The organism is Bacillus suaedaesalsae (assembly GCF_016890225.1).
GTDB classification, from domain to species: Bacteria; Bacillota; Bacilli; order Bacillales; family SA4; genus Bacillus_BS; species Bacillus_BS suaedaesalsae.
The window spans coordinates 105,509-124,988 of sequence record NZ_JAFELM010000036.1 but is presented as its reverse complement, the minus strand read 5'-3'; the positions used below and the strand labels follow the sequence as shown (position 1 = coordinate 124,988).

General features: G+C 37.6%; 16 protein-coding genes and 1 riboswitch. Of the genes, 10 read left to right on the top strand and 6 right to left on the bottom strand.

Going from position 1 to position 19,480, the window contains the following annotated elements; all coding sequences use genetic code 11:
- Positions 1 to 40 precede the first annotated feature (40 nt).
- Positions 41 to 128, top strand: a riboswitch (cyclic di-GMP riboswitch).
- A gap of 96 nt (positions 129 to 224) precedes the next feature.
- The 6 genes from JR050_RS15010 (at position 225) to JR050_RS14985 (ending at position 12,051) form a co-directional block, all read left to right on the top strand.
- Entirely contained in the window at positions 225 to 8,918 is an 8,694-nt protein-coding gene (locus tag JR050_RS15010; RefSeq protein ID WP_204204327.1) for an RHS repeat-associated core domain-containing protein, read from the top strand.
- A gap of 32 nt (positions 8,919 to 8,950) precedes the next feature.
- Positions 8,951 to 9,364, top strand: a complete 414-nt coding sequence (locus tag JR050_RS15005) for a hypothetical protein (protein ID WP_204204392.1) — start codon at positions 8,951 to 8,953, stop codon at positions 9,362 to 9,364.
- Between the two features lie 341 nt (positions 9,365 to 9,705).
- Positions 9,706 to 10,083 (top strand): hypothetical protein, encoded by a 378-nt coding sequence (locus tag JR050_RS15000; protein WP_204204325.1) that lies wholly within the window; start codon positions 9,706 to 9,708, stop codon positions 10,081 to 10,083.
- Between the two features lie 12 nt (positions 10,084 to 10,095).
- Entirely contained in the window at positions 10,096 to 10,467 is a 372-nt protein-coding gene (locus JR050_RS14995) for a hypothetical protein (RefSeq protein WP_204204323.1), read from the top strand.
- Between the two features lie 186 nt (positions 10,468 to 10,653).
- Entirely contained in the window at positions 10,654 to 11,208 is a 555-nt protein-coding gene (locus JR050_RS14990; RefSeq protein WP_204204321.1) for a hypothetical protein, read from the top strand.
- A gap of 138 nt (positions 11,209 to 11,346) precedes the next feature.
- Entirely contained in the window at positions 11,347 to 12,051 is a 705-nt protein-coding gene (locus JR050_RS14985; RefSeq protein WP_204204320.1) for a DUF975 family protein, read from the top strand.
- A 40-nt stretch (positions 12,052 to 12,091) separates the two neighbouring features.
- On the opposite strand, the gene JR050_RS14980 is transcribed toward JR050_RS14985, so the two are convergent.
- Genes JR050_RS14980 through JR050_RS14970 form a run of 3 tightly spaced genes read right to left on the bottom strand, consistent with a single transcriptional unit; the run spans position 12,092 to position 15,084 of the window.
- Positions 12,092 to 12,985, bottom strand: a complete 894-nt coding sequence (locus tag JR050_RS14980) for a glycine betaine ABC transporter substrate-binding protein (RefSeq protein WP_204204318.1) — start codon at positions 12,983 to 12,985, stop codon at positions 12,092 to 12,094.
- A complete protein-coding gene (locus JR050_RS14975; RefSeq protein ID WP_204204316.1) occupies positions 12,985 to 13,833 on the bottom strand; it encodes an ABC transporter permease in 849 nt (282 codons plus the stop codon). The genes JR050_RS14980 and JR050_RS14975 overlap by 1 nt, the downstream gene beginning before the upstream one ends.
- Complete coding sequence (locus JR050_RS14970) at positions 13,834 to 15,084, bottom strand: quaternary amine ABC transporter ATP-binding protein (protein WP_204204314.1); 1,251 nt, start codon at positions 15,082 to 15,084, stop codon at positions 13,834 to 13,836.
- Positions 15,085 to 15,329: 245 nt separating this feature from the next.
- Here JR050_RS14970 and JR050_RS14965 point away from each other — a divergent pair, with 245 nt between their 5' ends.
- The 3 genes from JR050_RS14965 (at position 15,330) to JR050_RS14950 (ending at position 16,904) form a co-directional block, all read left to right on the top strand.
- A complete protein-coding gene (locus tag JR050_RS14965; RefSeq protein WP_204204313.1) occupies positions 15,330 to 15,872 on the top strand; it encodes a GbsR/MarR family transcriptional regulator in 543 nt (180 codons plus the stop codon).
- Between the two features lie 104 nt (positions 15,873 to 15,976).
- Complete coding sequence (locus tag JR050_RS14960) at positions 15,977 to 16,279, top strand: hypothetical protein (RefSeq protein WP_204204311.1); 303 nt, start codon at positions 15,977 to 15,979, stop codon at positions 16,277 to 16,279.
- 16 nt (positions 16,280 to 16,295) lie between these two features.
- Complete coding sequence (locus JR050_RS14950; protein WP_239454420.1) at positions 16,296 to 16,904, top strand: peroxiredoxin; 609 nt, start codon at positions 16,296 to 16,298, stop codon at positions 16,902 to 16,904.
- A gap of 40 nt (positions 16,905 to 16,944) precedes the next feature.
- Here the strand turns inward: JR050_RS14950 and JR050_RS14945 are convergent, their stop codons facing one another.
- The 3 genes from JR050_RS14945 to JR050_RS14935 all read right to left on the bottom strand — a co-directional run bounded on the left by JR050_RS14945 (position 16,945) and on the right by JR050_RS14935 (position 18,312).
- On the bottom strand, positions 16,945 to 17,406 hold the full coding sequence (locus JR050_RS14945; RefSeq protein WP_204204305.1) for a DUF1259 domain-containing protein: 462 nt from the start codon (positions 17,404 to 17,406) through the stop codon (positions 16,945 to 16,947).
- A gap of 99 nt (positions 17,407 to 17,505) precedes the next feature.
- Positions 17,506 to 18,021, bottom strand: a complete 516-nt coding sequence (locus JR050_RS14940) for a hypothetical protein (protein ID WP_204204303.1) — start codon at positions 18,019 to 18,021, stop codon at positions 17,506 to 17,508.
- Positions 18,022 to 18,090: 69 nt separating this feature from the next.
- Complete coding sequence (locus tag JR050_RS14935) at positions 18,091 to 18,312, bottom strand: hypothetical protein (protein WP_204204301.1); 222 nt, start codon at positions 18,310 to 18,312, stop codon at positions 18,091 to 18,093.
- Positions 18,313 to 18,474: 162 nt separating this feature from the next.
- On the opposite strand from JR050_RS14935, the gene JR050_RS14930 reads away from it, so the two are divergent.
- On the top strand, positions 18,475 to 19,470 hold the full coding sequence (locus JR050_RS14930) for a permease (RefSeq protein WP_204204300.1): 996 nt from the start codon (positions 18,475 to 18,477) through the stop codon (positions 19,468 to 19,470).
- The last annotated feature ends 10 nt before the right edge of the window (positions 19,471 to 19,480 follow it).

Genomic DNA, 19,480 nt, shown 5'->3' with positions numbered 1-19,480 from the left:
TTGTTGTATGGTAGAAAAGCATCATGACTTTTAAACTATATATCGGTAAGGGCAAACTCGTTGAAAAACGGGGACGCAAAACCACGGGTCTAAAGCAGGACAACTGCAATGATGGCTGGGTTTCCGTAGTTCCATATTTTCAAATCCAACTTTCTTTGTTTGCCAGATCGCTTTCTTTCAAAGTGCGATTTTGTCTTTTACGGTAAATGAAGGGAGTTTTTGTTTTGGTAAAAAAAATTACCATGAGCGTCATGGCACTGGTTATGTTTATAAGCAGTGTGCTGACGTATCCGGTTCAAGCGTTGGCAGAAAGACAAGCATATGCACAGGATTTTTATTCGAATCCTGACAATCTGCTGAATTTATTGCCACCAACGAACACATATGAACCAGTAGGGAACCCGGCTCAAGGAATTATGCCGCAGCTTCCGAATACTTCACCAGAAAGTATGGATAGTCAGGTGTCACCAAGGAGAGAAGCTAGTATATTGCCACCTCAAAATGACACTCAGGATCCACCAGTAAATGAAGAATCTGGTTATCTTGAACTATCTGAAACTGATATTTTTGTACCTGAGGATTTACTTTCATTTGGTATAAAGAGAGAGTATAAGAGTAATAACGAACAGGTAGGAGCATTTGGTAAGGGTTGGAGTACACAACTAGATTCGAAGCTCCAAATGTATGCGGAATATGCCATCGGGGAATTCCGTATGGACGGGACAACTCTTAACTATTCGTTTGTAAAAGATGACCCAGAGGCATTTGTTACGAACTATGATGGTGATGATAAGACAAATTATGAGCTTCATAAAGGTCATTATGAAGCAGGTGAGAATGGAGACACTCTTACTCGCATCGATCAATATCAATATGTGGTTCAAACTAAAGACGGTAGAAAAATCACGTATTATGGTTACTATGCACCTTGGCGCAGCGGCCAAGATGTAAAAGTAGGGAAAATGATTTCCGAAACAGACCGCTTTGGTAATACACTTACTTATTCTTATAATTCAAATGGTCATGTTGAAAATATTACAGATAATAAAGGACGTACCATCCAAATCAAATGGAATGGTAATCTAATAACTGAACTTATAAATCCTTTAAACGAAAAATATATATTTACTTATGAAAATAATCGATTAAAAACCATTAATTACCCTGGAGATAAATTTGTTACCTATAGTTATGACAGTCAAGGTAGAATCTCTGGAATGACAAATGCGGAGAACGAAACAACATCCTATTCTTACGATGGGAACCACCGTGTTACGTCTGTAAAAGATGCAGATAATAAGCTTATTAATTCTTACGTCTACACGGCAGATGGAAGTGGAAAGCTGTCAAAAACGGTTGTTTCCAATGCTCTTGGAGAAAAGTGGACGTATGACATCGCAAACGAAAAAGCTGTCAAAATTACGAACCCTAAAAATGAAGTGACTAGCTTTACGTATTACGATAATAAGAAGATTAAGTCTGCAACAAGTGTAACAGGGACCGAAAGCTACACGTATGACAGTAAAGATCGCCTGCACACACATACAGACAAGTTCGGAGTTACAACTACCTATACCTATAAAGAACCATGGGGGACAGTCGAATCTGTTACAACTTCAACTGGACAATCAACCGTTTACAGTTATGACAGTAACGGAAACATAACCCAAAAGAACGAAAACGGTATTATCTCAACTTACGGATTTGAAAATGGAAAAATGGTTTGGGCGAAGGATGCTCTGAACCAAACGATGTCATTCCTTTATGATAAGTATGGGAACTTAGAAAAAGTAACAAATGCGAAGAACGAAGTAACATCGTATCAATCTAATGCGATGGGAGAGCTCCTGTACGTAGGAAATCCTGATGGATCAAGTGAAACATATACGTATGATCCAGACGGTCTTCTACTTAGTAGAGTAGATGATAAGTCTAGAAGTGTAAAATATACGTACGATAAAGCAGGGCGAATTCTGACATTAACCAACAAAAAAGGCCAAGTTACAACCCACGAGTATTACAACAATGGGGATTTAAGTAAAATAGTCAATCCTGCACAGCAAGCGATAACGTATACGTACGATGATGCAGGAAGACTAAAAGAAATTACATCACCAGGTTCACAAAAGGACTCGTTTGAGTGGGATGCACTTGGACGAATTGAAAAGCAAACGAATGTCAAAGGAACTACTTCTTACACGTATGGTAAATACGGAGTAGAAACAGTTTCATCACCAGCAGGCACCTTAACCTATTCGTACAATCCAAAAGGGCAAGTGTCTTCTGTAAAAGATGCACTAAACCGTGTAACATCTTATGAATATTACCCAGATCAACAAATCAAGAAAATAACGGATCCAATTGGAAGAACCCAAACGTATGAATATGACGGAATAGGCAGGCTTTCAAAAGAGACATCCTTCCTAGGACAGTCTGTAAAATACTCCTATAACAGCCTCGGGCTATTATCGACGAAAACATACGATGATGAGACAACAGAAACGTATCAGTATGATGCAGCTAAGCAGGTAATAAAAAAGAAACTGCGAAACGACTCTACTGAAGATTACACGTATCACAAGGGTGGAAACTTAGCGTCAGTTAAAAATGCGCTAGGTGAATTTACGTATTACAGCTATGACACAAACGGAAATCTGACAAAGGTAACAGATCCGGCAGGTGGCGTAACGGAATATGCGTACAATGAATTAGGCGCGATGACATCTGTAACCAATCCACTTAAGCATGTAACTTCGTATGAGTATGATGCACTTGGAAGAGTTACGGCAGTCAAAGGCCCAGCACAAGCCGTACAATCGTTTACGTATGATGATGTAAATCGATTAACGAATTATGTAGATGCGATGGGCTATACCCATAAATGGACGTATGATGTGACTCAAAACAAAACCGTTTACACTCGTCCAGATGAATCGAATTATACGTATTCCTATAATAACCGTGGACAGTTAGTATCCTTTACGAATGCTGAAGGTGAGACGGTTACGTATAACTACGACACAATCGGTCGTCTGACTGAAATGATTAATGCTTTAAATCAGAAGACAACGAAAGCATACAATAGCTTAGACCAGGTAACGAAAGAAACACATCCGAGTGGTGCTGTTACTGAATATCAATACGACAGCTTAGGACGTCTGAAAAAAACGATTAATCCATTAAAGCAAGAGACAGTACTGGAGTACAATAACGATGGAAAACTATCGTCAACGACTGACATTTACGGAAAAACAGTATTTGCCTATGATAAAACTGGACAAGTAGCTTTCATTACCAATCCGTTAAATCAAGTCATCAAGACATCTTATGATGCCCTAGGTCGTGTGGACAAAACAATTGATCCACTTAATGGGGTTACAGAATACGGCTACAATCCATTAGGAAATGTAAGCAATATCAAATATCCGAACGGTGCCGTTCAAAAGATGGACTATGATGCCCTTGGACGTTTAACAAAACAAACAGATCCATTAAATCATTCTACTCTTTTCAAGTACGATGCCTTTGGGCAAGTAACAGAAGTGACAAACGCCTTAGAGCAAAAGACATTGTTCGAGTACAACTTAAATGGTGAGCTTTTAAAGGTGACGGATCCTTCTAATCATGTAACAAAGTATGAATATGATAAGCTTGGAAATCGTACAAAAACAATCGATGCTCTGAATCAAGCAACCTCGTATTCTTACGATAAAGCAGGTCGCATGACCGAAGTGAAAGCACCAAACGAGGCCGTTACTTCTTATGATTACGATGACCTTGGCCGTGTTGTAAAAATCACGGATCCAATGGATGGCGTCATTAAGCAAGTTTACGATCCAGCAGGAAATGTAAAAGAAGTTGTAGACCCAATGGGGAACAGCAGCTACTACTCGTATGATTTACTAAACCGAATTCTTTCTGAAAAAGATCGAAGAGGCGAAACAACAAGCTATACGTATTTAGATGATCAAAAGATGATGGAAATCAAAGATCCAACTGGTAGTGTCATTAAACAATCATTTAATGCCTTACAACAAGTAACAGAAGTCATCGATCCACTTGGTAACAAAACAAACTACCAATACGATGCTCTAGGCCGTGTAGTAGAAGTAAAAGATGCACTTGGCTATAGTGAAAAAATGGCATACGACTCAGTCGGCAATGTTCTATCTATTCTAGATAAGAATGGAAACAAAACAGAGTTTGGTTATGACCTGAACAAAAACCAAACGTGGATGAGAAATGCAGTAGGTGGCGAAACAAAGTTCGCTTATGACGCATTAAACCGTCTCGTGAGCCAAACAAATCCTGATGGTGGAATAGAAACATATGCGTATAATGCAAGTGGGTTCTTAACCTCTCAAAAGGATGCTGAAGGTGGAAACTGGTCGTATAAATACGATGCGTTAGGGCGAAACATTGAAGCAATTGATCCACTGCATCGCACGACAAAATATGCGTATGATAAAGGTGGAAATCTTGCAGAACTGACAGACCCACAAGCTGGTATCACTTCCTTTGATTACGACCTTCTTTCACGTATGACAAAGAGAACGAACCAAGGGGGAGAAAACTGGAAGTACTCCTACAATAAAGTAGGACACTTAACAGAAGTAACTGATCCACTAAATTTCAAAACAACGTATACGTACGATAAGGAAGGGAATCTTTTAAGTGAAAAGAATCCTTTAAAGCAAGTCGTGAAATATAAGTATGACGAATTAGGTCGTCCAGTTGAACAAACAGATGCAAAAGGATATTCAACGAAATGGACGTATGACAAAGTCGGCAATTTGACCACTTTTGAAAATAAAGCAGGTGAGAAGTCGAATTATAAGTACGATGCATTAGGTCGACTGATTGAAGAGAAATCACCAAAAGGAAATGTTTCCTCTTATACGTACGACCAAGTAGGAAATCTAACACAGGAAACAAATCCAAATGGAAATGTGACGAAGTATCAGTACAATCCTCTGAATCTATTAAAACAAGTAGAGGATGCACTTGGCAGCAATACGTCATATGACTATACGACGCTAGGACAACTTAAAACGTTAACAGATGCAAATGGAAACAGCAGAAGCTATGAGTACAACAAAAATGGTCTTCCAACGAAGGAAACCAATGCTCTAGGTCTTACAACTTCCTATACGTACGATGCTGCAAGTCAATTAAAGGAGCTAACATCTCCATCAGGTTCAATTGATCGTTATACGTATACACCAAACGGCCTTGTATCGACTGTGGACTATGGTGATGAAAAGCACTCCTTTACGTATGATAAAGTAGGCAGAGTAACAGAAGCAAAAACACCTGCTTCCCATGAAAAATATCAGTACGATCAATTAGGAAGAATCACATCGCAACAAAACGTGACGATGGAAAAGTCGTTAAACTTTGAGTATGATGCACTTGGTAACATGCTTTCTGTGACAAACAGCGAAGACCGTACGACAAAGTACACGTATGATGAACGCAACCAGATGACCAGTGTCATGGACCCAGAAGAAAACATTTCTACTTTTGGATATGACGAAATGGGGCGTGAGGTAAACCGTGAGCTGGCAAACGGCAACGAAATTAAGCGTTCGTATGATAAAGACGGAAACCTTGCCAAGATTTCGAACTCTAATTCAGACGGTGTATTCTCATCTTATGAATATAAGTACGATAAGAATGGAAACCGAATCACGCAAACAGAGGAAGACGGAGCAAAGTCAACCTTTGAATATGATGCACTATCTCGTTTAACGAAAGCAACGTATCCAGAAGAAAAGATTAGAAGTCTTCGAAACGCAGCAGATACACCGCCTGGTACGAAGAACAAAAACATGACAGACGATTCAGAGGAAGAGTCATTCTTTGATAAAGTAAAAGCCATCTTTACAGGTGGATCGAAGGAAACATCCACTAAAACTGCTGAAACGGAACTAGTTTCCGATGAGGAAACAGTTGAAGATTCCGAAGTCATTCAAGAAGCAAGTGGAAGTACAGCTGATAAAGAAACAAAGGCTGAACAAGATAACAAGAAATCAGAAGACAAGGGTGGAGTGATTTCATCCATCATCGAGGGCTTCAAGTCTGCCGTTGAAGCAGTAACCAACTTCTTCAAGGGAGTTTGGAACACGATTACTGAGTTCTTTGGTGGCTCAAAGGCCGAAGCGGCAGCAATGGATCAAGTTTCTGCACTTGGAAAACCAGAAGATAAAACAACGGGCAAACCAACGGAAAAGGAAACAGGCAAGCCATCAGATGGGACGACAGAAAAGGAAACTGGTAAGCCGACTCCAGGTACAGGAGAAAAAGAAACAGGAAAACCAACTGACAAAGAGACGGGCAAGCCTGCTGATAAAGAGACAGGTAAACAGAAAGATAAGGAAACAGGTAAACCTACCGATAAACCAAACAATGGCAAAGGTAACAATGGAAACAATGATAACGGTAAAGGAAAGAACCAAAAATCTCCAATATCTTGTGGACCAAATGGAGAGTTCGTCTTTGATGATTTAGAAAAAGTAGACGAACAGCCTGATTACCTAATGAACCCAACTAGCCAAGTTCAATATTCCTACGACGCAGTTGGAAACCGTCTAACAGCAAAGACAGACGACGAGGAATTCAAATATTCCTACAATGCTAACAATCAATTAATCTCTGAAAATGAGAATGCGTACGAGTACGACAAAGACGGTAACTTAATCAGCCGTTCAACTGATGAAGGAATCGTCACGTTCTCTTACAACGGAGCAAACAAGCTAGTCTTAGCTGAATTCGAAGACGAAAGTTATGCGAGCTATTCGTATGATGCGTTTGGCCGTAGAATTTACCGTGAAGAGATGTCATGGAAAGACCTTGACGGAATCGGTAAAGGAAAAGAAAAGAGCAACAACGGAAAAGGCAAGGGCAACTGTAAAGACCAAGCTCCTGGAAACGGAAAATTCAATAACCCGGGCAAAGGCAAGAAAATTGGTTTATACAAGAACTCTGGTGAAAATGGTAACTCTCATGTATACCACAAAGAAACGACGTACCTATATGAAGGATTATCTACAAACCTTCATAAAGAATACAGCGCAGCGGGTTCACCATATGCGGAATATTACAAAGGTCCAAACGGTCAGTTAACATCACGTAAAATGTTTGGTAATCACGGATTATCAAATCCGGCTCATGACCCAGATTTAAAGACTACTGGGGGAATGTTGTACTATCAATACGATGGACAACGTGCAGTATCTGAAACGACAGACCGTCATGGCGACATCATTGAACGATATCGTTACGATGCATTCGGTGGAATCTTTACTGGAATTACATCACCTTATAACCATCATGGATATACAGGCATGCTGTACGACGGCAAGACTGGATTAGTGGACATGAACGCTCGCTGGTACGATCCAAACGCAGGACGCTTCATGACCGAAGACACCTATCCTGGTGAACTGATGAGCCCGCAGTCACAAAACCGTTATGCATATGTAATGAACAATCCTGTGAACTTGTGGGACCCAACTGGACATTCGGCTCAAGATAATGATACTGGAGGAACCGTTGATATCCCATCATGGGTAAGGAATTATGAAAGTCACGTTGAGAAAGAAATCATCAACAATTCCGAATATTACCATACATGGACACCATTAACTTCAAGACCAGCTGTCATAACAAGTGATACAATTCTTGTAGGCAAAGAAGACATAAGAACAGCCTACCGTCATTATTTACGCAACACCGAGACAACAATATGGTATTATCAATATCAAAAATACTGGATGCAATATGAGGACATTCCAAAAGCAATTGGAGATCCAGAAGAAAAAAGATATCAAGAAACTAAAACGAATAATTGGTACGTAGACATCTCAGCCAAGGATATTGCGAAGGTCAACCAAGAGTACATCGCAGGGCTTGTTGCTCCACCGAATGCAGTGACGACAGTTGAAAGATTCTTGAATGGAGAGAAATTGACAGCGAAACTGTTGACGAGTCACTTAAGTATTCATGATGGAAAAGGATCACAAGGAGATTCGAAGAATTTATTAATTAATATTGAGGAAATCCTTAAAAAAGGTAAGCAGTCAATTGTTAAATCCAAAAATAGTTTTATAGAGATTGGACAAGGTTTTTGGAATGGATTAGATACACGGGCAGACAGGGCACTAGATTCTCCATATGACTTTGCAAATTATTTGACCATAGGATTGTTAGATGGTATCTGGTCTGGAGCAAAAGAACGTAAGAATAATCTAGGGAACTCTTCATATGATACTTGGAATTACTGGACTTTTGGAGCAGTAGAGATGGTTAATAAGGCAATAAATCCTGATGATCCATTATCTGCTGAACATTGGGTAAACAGTTTTAGTGTTGCAACCGCCATCTTTGGAGGAGGAGCTATAAGTCAAGCCTATAGGACCACAGTAAAACCTCCTAGTGGATCAATTGTTACTAAGGGTACGGGTAATCCTAATAGTTTAATTAATTCAAAGACCGTTATTAGTACAGATATGGAGGTCAAGATATTAGAAGGTCAACGTAAAGTTCCAAAGAATGATTTAATTGGTGGACATTCGCCAAATATCAATAATGCTAATAATAATTTTGCAGTTGAAGTATTATCAACTAATGCTGATGGTACAAAGAATGTTGTATTTACTAAACAATTTACTGATGGCAACATATCAAAACTAAAAAAGAGTACACTCTTTCCAGATACATGGAGTGATAAGCAAATAATTAATAGTGTAATTGAGGTTGGTGATACACCAGCAATTTCAACGAGATTAAGAGATGGAGCAACTTGGCATAGAACGACAGTAAATGGTGTGGAAATTGATGTCATTAAAGTTGGTGATAACGTAACTAGTTCTTATCCAACAGGTTCAGTAAATGCACCTCGTCCATCAGGTTTTTAATGTTAAGAAAATGAAGGGGAATAATCATGAATATGTATAAAGATTTAGATAATCTAATATCAGCTGAAACAACAATAGATTCTTGGTACGACGATGGTTGTATAATTGCGAGTGAAATACTATCAAAGTTTAGCTCAAGTGACTGGGAAGAGTTAGTAAGCAAAGTGCTTACCAAACCTTTAGAATGGCAAAAAAAACTAGCATATTGTATGGATAGTAGCTGCAATATATATGAACTTCAGATTCTGTTATCATTACTCAGCATTGAAGATGAGGAATTATTTGAGATATGTATTGATACTCTAAGAAGTTTTACAACCCCAGAAAGTAAAAAAATGATATTAGAGAATCACTCCATACTAAATCGAGTAAATGAGTTAATCCCTAAATCAGGAGTAGCAGTAAAGAAAATACTTGAAGATTTTCTTGTGAAAGTTCAACAATAGAAAGTATGTAGTTTATCATAAATCAGAGGGTTACTTATCATGAGCCACTCGATAAGTTTAAAACAGGAGTAGACATTCTATTATGTTACTTTATCAGTAATAAAAAGTTCCCAGGGTCTTTAGAATCTAGGGAAATACAAAAAGTGCTAAAAGAAGATATAATAAAACATGCGGATGAAACCTTTAGTAATGAGAGGTTAAGATGTCAGTTAGTAAGACTGAACTCTTATATGCCAGGGATTTATTAAAATATCCTTGAGGTAGTTGGAAAAGCTGCCTCAAGGTTTCTTTTTATCTTAGTGTTCTCCAAGATTACAACATAGGGTACGGATAAACCACTATTGTTGGAAGCACCCAAAGGAACTAATCCTTGGCTAGATGGAAGTGAGATAGTTTCAATAAAAGCACCTAAAGATTTAAAAATTAATATGGCAATGTCTGAAGGTCAAATGAAACCGGGAGGATGGGGTACATTAGATGAAATAACTAATGTCAATTATGTTAGGAATGAACTAGCAGTAACTCCTGAGTTTAAACCAGAAGTATCAAAAGTCCAACAGTTTTTAGTTCCAGAGGGTACTCGTATACAGATAGGAACTGTTGGGCCTCAAGAATATAATGGAATATTGTTTCCTGGTGGAGGAAATCAAGTTCAAATATTAAATTATTTTGACAGAGATAAACTTATACCAATAGGTGGACCTTATAAAATTAAATAGAGAGGTGTCCTAATGAGAATTATTAATGATTTTGTATGGAAGGAAAACGAAAAAAGTTTTACGTGGACTTTTGAGGGGGAAAATAAAGAAAAGCTATTTAAAAATGTTCCACGTAGTGTTGTAGAATTATCTGATAAGTCAGGGTTTGCGATAGTAGGTTCCTATGATGAATTTGGAAAGAAAAATGCATTTATTTTAAATGCAGATGGAACGGAAAGGTTAATATTTACTATTCCTAATAAGATCAGAGATGCTATTTGTTTTCATGAAATTTATTACATTATGGGCGAACTAACAGCAATAATAGTTGCTGGAGGAATAGACTTTGCTTGTATTATTAATAGCGATACAGGCGAATTTAAAGAAATTTACGAGACTAGATAATTTATTTGCCCTTAAATAGATTACTATAAAATAAGCGATAATTTCATGAACTATAAGATTAGGTGTAGATAGATTTACTTTTTAACCTTGAGATAGCCTATGCCTAACAAGGTACCCTGAAAAAAATATCAAATAATTAAAAAATCAAATTACAAAATATAAGTGTAGTAACTTAGGAGATTAGAAATGAAAAAACTAACATATATACTCATAGCACTACTACTAACCATCCTAACAGCATGCTCATCAACTGCAAGCAAAGATGGAGCAGAGAAAAAAGAAAAAGAACAAACAGTCGAATTAACGTTACCAGCTGATCTACTACAAGGTCAGGATCTGGACTCAATGATTACAGAAGCAAAAACAGCGGGTGTGACGGAAGCTACGAAAAATGAAGATGGTTCATTAACTTACATAATGACTCAAGCTACTCAAGAGAAGTTAATGATAGACTTTGAAACTAGCATTGTTGATTCCATTAAAGAAACAACAACTAGTGGGGAATATCCTACAATTAAAGAAATTACTCACAATGATTCTTTCACAGAGTTCACTTTTGTAGTAAATCAAGAGGCTTTTGAACAAAGCTTTGATGCTTTTGCTTCAATTCCTTATACTGTAGCTGGTACTATGTATCAATTATACAGTGGGACAAATTATGAGGATACACAAGTAACCTTACTATATAAAGATCAAGCAACAGAAGAAGTATTTAATGAGGTTGTGTACCCAAGAGATTAGTACTTTAGCTCTAGAGATTGCTAGAGAACATAATTTGAAATTTTATAAAAAGATGGTGACTACCAATACTCTCTACAGTATTTATTGTTTGAGTAATCGGTAGTCTGCAAAGAAATAGATTATTAAAAGGGGTACATCATGATAAATTCAGAGATTAAAAGAGAAGCTAGACTATCCTTATCCAGTAATTGGGGAAAAGCGGTGGGGGCAACATTAGTAGCGTTGTTTCTACAAACTTTTATTATTTATATTTACGAGTTTCTTCTTGTTGGGGTATTAGATGTTTCGGAGACTATCTTTTCCATTGCACATCCACTTTTCACACTCGTTCATACAATTGTAATTGTACCTTTAACCTTTGGGGTTGCTTGGTTTTATTTACAGCTGGTTAGAAAAGAAGAAACGAAGGTTTCACATATGTTTCAAACGTATAAAAGTGGAAAATTAGCAGTTGATAGCTTTATGCTTCAGTTTTTAACAGGGCTATTAACAATGCTTTGGACGTTACTCTTAATTATTCCAGGAATTATTAAGTCTATTGCATATTCACAAACAGTTTATGTTTATCGAGATAATCCCCATATTAACTACTCAGATGCCATTACGGAAAGCAGAAGATTGATGGACGGTCATAAATGGGATTTCGTCGTCTTACATTTAAGTTTTATCGGATGGTTTATTTTAAGTATCTTTACACTAGGTATTGGAATGCTTTGGATTATGCCATATATGCAAGCGTCAAAAGCTGCCTTTTATGAAGAATTAAAGAGAGAAAAAGGTGAGTTTACTATAAATTCACCCAAAATAAAGAGTATTGAGGTTAACACCACAGAATCTATTTAAAAAACAAAGCCAGTTCTCTAAAAGAACTGGCTTTTCCCATTTATTCCTTCAAATCCTCAATCGAATCAATATCCATATAACTTGGAACAACTAAACCAAGCTTTGTGCCATGAAGGTTAGATCCTAAATCTTCAAACTCACCTTCGTATTCAGCATAGTAGTCTGCATGAGTTGTAGGTAACCAAGCTCCTACCATCGCATCTCCACTACCGCTAGCAATACCAGACCACATTGGACCCGCGTCAACTTGAACGAACTCAACGTCATACCCTAGGTTAACTAAGACATGTCCGATAACATTTGTACCAGCGATTACATCATCCCATGCTACATAAAGTAACTTAAGCTCATCGCCATCAACCTTTTCAGCGCCTTCTGTCCACTTGCTCACTAGATCTTCGTTTTCACTTACCCATTGTTCTGCTGCTTCTTCTGGAGACTTTCCGTCATTAATTAACAGCATCACATTTTCAATATGTTCTGGTTCCCATTGGAACTTACCTAGAACAGAGTAGGCTGTAGGATGGTCATCCTTTAAGCCTAGACGAGCGATTGTATGAACGTCTTCAGCTCCACCGTAAATCCCTTTTGGATCCTCTAAATACTTAAGATCAAACTCTGAAAATTTCCAGTGTGGGCTCCAGCCCGTCACGATAATCGGATCTTCATTTTTGTACGCTTTTGCTAAAGAGGCAGCCATTGCTGCACCAGATCCTTCAACAACTTCCCAATCATCTAATCCGTACTCAGGTAAAACATTTTCGATTGTAAGTTTCATCAAGCCTGCACCCGGGTCAATTCCTACAATTTCATACTCAACCTGTTCTCCAACAGATCCTGCTTCTTTTGTTCCTGATTCTTCAGCACCACTACATGCAGCAAGTCCTAAAGATAAAACCGATACAGCTGTTATACCCATAATTTTCTTAAACATTACGCTTCTCCCCCTTGTTTTTTGTTTCCTATATTTTGAGTAATCCGGTCTAGAACAATTGCGATAATGACAATAGATAGACCAGCTTCAAACCCGATTCCAGTCTTGATTTGTGTGACAGCACGGTAAACCTCTGTTCCAAGGCCCGGTGCTCCTACCATTGAGGCAATAACAACCATGGATAATGCCAACATAATACTCTGGTTAATACCAGCCATGATCGTAGGCATAGCCAATGGAAGCTGTACCTTGACTAAACGCTGCCTAGTTGTAGAACCGAATGCCTCTGTTGCTTCGATAATATCTCCCGGGACTTGTTTGATACCTAGAATTGTTAAACGAATCGTAGGAGGCATTGCAAAGATAACAGATGCCACCACACCTGGCACAACTCCTATATTAAAAAAGAAGATTGCTGGTATTAAGTAAACAAAAGCGGGCATTGTTTGCATGAAGTCAAGGGTTGGTGTCACAATTTTTCTAACCATTTCCTTTTGTGATGCCCAAATACCCATTGGAATACCGACGACAATTGAAATAAAAACAGCTGATAACACAAGAGCTAATGTCTCAAGCATGTCTTCCCAATAACCAAGATTTAAGATAAGTAAAAGTCCAATGACCGAAAATAATGCAACTCTCCAACGGCTCGTTTTCCATGCGACGAAACCGATGGCTAAGATTAATAGAAGGGGAGGGATGAATACGAGTAGTGCGACTAAGCCATCTACAAACCCTTCCAATCCAATTGTTATAAAATCGAAGAATCCTGCTAAATTATCAGTCAACCATTCTACTAATCCATCAACATAGGGTGCTAACGGGAGTTTAGGAATCATTCCTTCCATTTAATTCACCTCCCTAGTTACTGCGGCCTCAACTGTGCCAGGACTTACCGTGTTAATATGCTTCTCATTTCCAGAAAGTGCACCGATTACAGCGCCTTTAACGAGAATTCCTTTTAGTCGACCTTTTTCATCTGTTACAGCGACTGGAATGTCTGCGTTGGACACTTTATCAAATAAATCTGATAGTAATGTATCAGGCTCAACTGTTGTCAGCTCTTTTCTCATAATTTCTTTAAGCGTAAGGTTTTGTTCTACTGCTCTTGATGCATCCCCAGCGGTTATAACACCAAGCAACGTTTGCTGCTTATCCACTGCATAAATGGAGGAAATTCCGAGTTCTTTCATTAACTGCAGTGCCACACGAGGTCCTTTGTCAATCTGAACAGTTTCTGCACGCTTCATCACATGAGATGCAGTAAGCACCTTTGATAAGTCAACATCTTCTACGAATCTCTCAACATATTGATTGGATGGATTCATCAAGATTTCTTCAGGTGTTCCAATTTGAACAATATTTCCGTCCTTCATAAGGGCAATTCGATCTCCGATTCGAAGTGCCTCATCCAAGTCGTGCGTAATAAACACGATTGTCTTCTCCATAGAAGACTGTAATTCCAAAAGTTCATCCTGCATATCCTTACGAATGAGTGGGTCTAGTGCACTAAAGGCTTCATCCATTAACAATACATCTGGATTGTTGGCTAGTGCTCTTGCTAACCCTACACGCTGCTGCATTCCTCCACTTAATTGGCTTGGATACTGACTTTCATACCCTTTTAATCCAACTAATTGTAAGGATTCCATTGCTTTTTGGCTTCGCTCTTCTTTACTCATACCTTGTATTTCTAACCCATACTCCGTATTTTCTAGAACAGTATAGTGAGGGAACAGTGCAAACTTTTGGAATACCATGCTGATTTTCTTTCTGCGTACCTGACGTAATTGTTCCTTATTCATTTTGACGACATCCTCACCGTCAATTAACACTTTTCCACTAGTAGGATCAATTAATCGATTCAACATTCGAACAAGTGTCGACTTTCCACTCCCAGATAGCCCCATAATGACAAATATCTCACCTGCATGTACATCAAAACTAGCTTGATTCACGCCGACTGTGCATCCGGTACTACGTAGGATTTCTTCTTTTGAGTTTCCACTATTCAGCTGCCCAATAGCTTGTTTAACATTCTTTCCAAAAATCTTCGTTACATTGTCTACTTTTATTTTTACATTCCTGTTTTTTTCCATTCTTTCACCTCTCAAGGTCATCACGATTAGGTACTTATTCATTATATAAAAGTCCTACATTCACACTCAAAGTGCATATTAAGGCATATTTTACCTTAATTACGTACAGTTTTTTCTGTACGTTCTATATGTACTGTATTCTTAGTATTGTTCTGATATACGTCATAATCCTCTTAAATGATCATTTTCCCTTTTTAATTTTGTTATGATAGTCTGTATGTATAGCTAATCAGGGATGTGATTGAATGAATGATAGTGAAAAGCTACAAAGAGCTCGTAATCGTTGTATTGAATCATTAGCACAAAATATGAATCTTTATGGAATTACGGAATCGATCGGAAGGCTATATGGATTGTTATATTTCACGGATGAGCCAATGTCGCTAGATTCCATGAAGGACGAATTGGGTATGAGTAAAACGAGCATGAGCACATCTGTTAGGCAATTACAGGATTTGCAAATGGTAGAAAAGGTGTGGGTGAAGGGTAGTCGAAAAGATTTATATCAGTGCTCACATGACTGGTACCAAACCTTTACTGATCTCTTTTCAATTAAATGGCGAGTAGGTATTTCAGCCAACATGAGTGCAATCAATAAATCAATAAGTGAACTACAGGAATTATTAGATGAACCTAAAACATCCACTCAGATAAAAGAAGAAGCAAAAGCAGATCTTGAAAAATTGAAGTATGCGTTAAACTATTATGATTGGTTAAATAGGTTGGTAGATAGTTTCGAATCAAGAGAAATCTTTAATTTCATACCGAAAGTGAAAGACACTCCTTAGATGAATGGGAGTGTCTTTATTCTATAGAATGACGATAAATAGGCGCAAGCGGACAAAAACCTAGTCATATACTATTTCTGAATGAATCGTAGGGAGCTTGGTATATGAATTATCATATGTATCATCATCTATACAATCAAAATTTGTTTCATTACTATAACTCCTATCCTTATAGACATGTAAATCCAGATGAATTTACAACAAATCAATGGGTGCAGTATATGGATCCTTTAGTGCAAAGGGCACTTCAGGAAGTAAATGAAGGAATTAACTTAACGCATTTGTTTCAGGAGTTCATTCTTTCTGGTGTTCTTGTAGGAAGAGGTTACACGCCAGAGCAAGCAATTGAACAGGTGGAGCAATGGGAAAAAGCAGAGCTAAGCTCTTGCAACAAAGTAAAGCAATGAGATGGTGGTGAAAAACATGGATTTGAAAAGACGGGATGAGGAATGTAAGATGCCATTTTGCGCACAAACTACAGATGTTGCACCATTATTTACAGCGGAAGCTTATGATAATGTGGAGAAGAAAATAAAAGAAATAAGTCTTGAAAACTATCGAGGAAATTGGGTTGTTCTATTCTTTTATCCAAGCGATTTTACCTTTGTTTGACCGACAGAATTGGCAGCGGTCGCTGCTATTTATGATCAGTTTAAGGAAATTAATACGGAGGTACTTGGAATTAGTACTGACAGTGTATATTCTCATAAAGTATTTACAGAAGAATCCTCTTTGGCTTCAAAAGTAAATTATCCTTTAGTTAGTGATCGAACACAAAACATTAGTAAAGCTTATAGAGTGCTGAATGAAAGAACAGGGGCAGCATTTCGAGCCACAATTATTATTGATCCAGAAGGAACGATTGTATCAAGACTCGTAAACCCACTTGAAGTGGGCAGAAATGTGTATGAGATTTTAAGAATTATTCAAGCCACACAATATCACCGTAAAACGGGAGAAGTGGTTCCAGCAAATTGGTTACCAGGACAACAAGGGATTGAAAGAAATCCAGACTATATAGGGAGACTTTAATGGAAAACAGCGTATAGGCGTATACGCTGTTTTTTCACTATTATTTAGAAGTTTTATCAATTGCACGTTTAATGGTTTTCGCCTGTTTGTTCATATCTCCAATTCCTTGAAAATGCATGTACATGATTCTTGGTCTTTCATGAATCATGTGATTATGTAGAGCAGATACTTCTAAACCACCTTTTCTCAATTCATCCATCACTGGATTCACTTCTTCCTCTAATAATGCCAATTCACCCATAACAGCCGTATGTTTGTTATCAACTTGCTCAAAGGAAAAGTGGAAAACAAGTTCCATTGTTTTCGGTGATAACTTTTTATCCATGTGTGTTACATCAATGGTTTTACGAAACATTTCAACTGAACAAATGCCATTCTCAGATTCAACTTTTGTGTTAAAAATCAGCTGCAACTCGTTACAATTAAGTTGTTTTTGGGCGTGAGTCAGTGCGGGGAATGACATCAATACTAAGCATGAAATGAATACGATATACTTTTTCATATGTTCACCTCCTGTTCATCAATTAGTTTCACCTTTTGACTATTGAATATGCTTGAGCAGAAAAAAGTACTGATAAGCAGTTCAGTACTTTTTACCTCTCTATGACTTTTTCAAAAGATGTTTATGTCGATTTATAATAGTTAGTTGTTCTTCTGGGGAGGACATTGGTGGTTTTTCATTAAACGCCGTAGATAAAAACCGTGAATACGATTCTTGAAGTTGTGATTGCTGCAATGCCATTTCTTTGTGAATGGCTTTTACATGGGAGTTTTTCATCATCAGTGCAGACATAAAGTTCATATTCGCCATATTTTGTCCAGTTGCTCTTCCCTCAATTGCGAGTGGTTTATCTTGGTCAGCAATTGGTCCTCCCAAAGGAGATGGAACAATATCGACTTGAATCGGTGCTAGTTTCACATCTGTAGTTCGATTTGGATTCAGGAGTTCCAGCATCACTCTAACGTGGTCCAACATAACCATGTATTGCTTTTGGATGATTTCTTTTAAAATGGGATTCTTAGCATGATGATAATAAATTCGTAGCTTATATAAAACTCCTTCATGGGTTCTCAAATGTTCATTCATTAATTGAACATCAATGGCAGGTAATATCAATTCTTACGACCGCCTAAAATTATTTAGGTATTCATCTATAAACTATGAAAATGGGTGAGTAATGTTCATTTAACCTGCAATCAATTCAAAAAAAGACAATAGATACATAGCACCTGTGTCAACCCTATTTAATTTAAAGCTTGTTTCAAAGTCTGAAGATTTTTTTCTCATGATGCTAAAATAATCCTCGCCATTAAAAGACTTCCAGTCCAAATTCATTTCATCTTCTGATAATAAACAGTCATTCAAACGCAAAGTTAATTGTTCTTGATCCATATCAATCCCAATCATGACTAATTCTGTTTGCGGTTTACATCATACTCTAAAAAAAATATTACAAGTAAAAAAATGCATAAAAATGACTTTGTCCAACTAAACATTTACATTAGATGGACAATAGTATAATATAAAACGTAACAATTACGATTATCGGTTCGGACTAAGGAGGGCAAAATGATAAGGGTTTTACGAGGTAGTATCATGGAAGTAACAGGTGTTGCATTAATTGTATTTGTTTTGTTTTTGCTAACTATTAATCCTGGTAGTACATATTCAAATGTGGTGCCTGATTCGTTATTAAACTTAAATACTATTTTTCTAAGTATTTTAATTGAAGCTCTTCCATTTGTGTTAATAGGGGTCTTAATAGCAGGTATCATACAAATCTTCGTGACTGAAGAACATATTCAAAGATGGATTCCTAAGAACAAAGTTTTGGCAGTCATCATGAGTTGTATCATTGGAGCATTATTTCCTGCTTGTGAGTGTGGAATTGTGCCAATTGTGAGAAGGCTTGTATCAAAAGGTGTACCAATCTATGCGGCGATCGGGTTTATGTTAACTGGACCTCTCATTAATCCAATCGTAATTGCATCCACTTATATGGCATTTGGAAATGATTTTAAGATTGCGGGTCTAAGAATGGTGTTAGGATTTTTAATCGCACTAATCGTTGCCTTTATCGTTAGTCGGTTTGTGAAGGGTACTCAGTTTAAAAAGGAGATAATTAAAGTTTCGGCTGTTGAGAACACTCATCAATCATTCTTTAATAAACTATGGTCTGTTCTTGTGCATTCAGTTGATGAGTTTTTTGATATGGGGAAATACCTTATTATTGGTGCGCTATTAGCAGCCTCTATCCAGGTGTTTATGCCTGCAAGAGCGTTACTCGAAACTGGAAGTGGAGTGGTTTCATCGTTGCTTGTCATGATGGGACTAGCCTTTGTTTTATCGTTATGTTCGGAAGCAGATGCGTTTATCGGTGCCTCTTTTAGTAGTTTATTTCCGACCCATTCAATCCTCGGATTTTTAATTTTTGGTCCTATGCTAGATTTAAAGAATACACTAATAATGATGAGTGTTTTCCGCTTTAAATTTGTTATGTTCGTACTTGGAGTAGTAGCATCGGTTGTGTTTGTCACGTTACTACTCGTACAGAGCTTTTTATAAGGAGGGATAT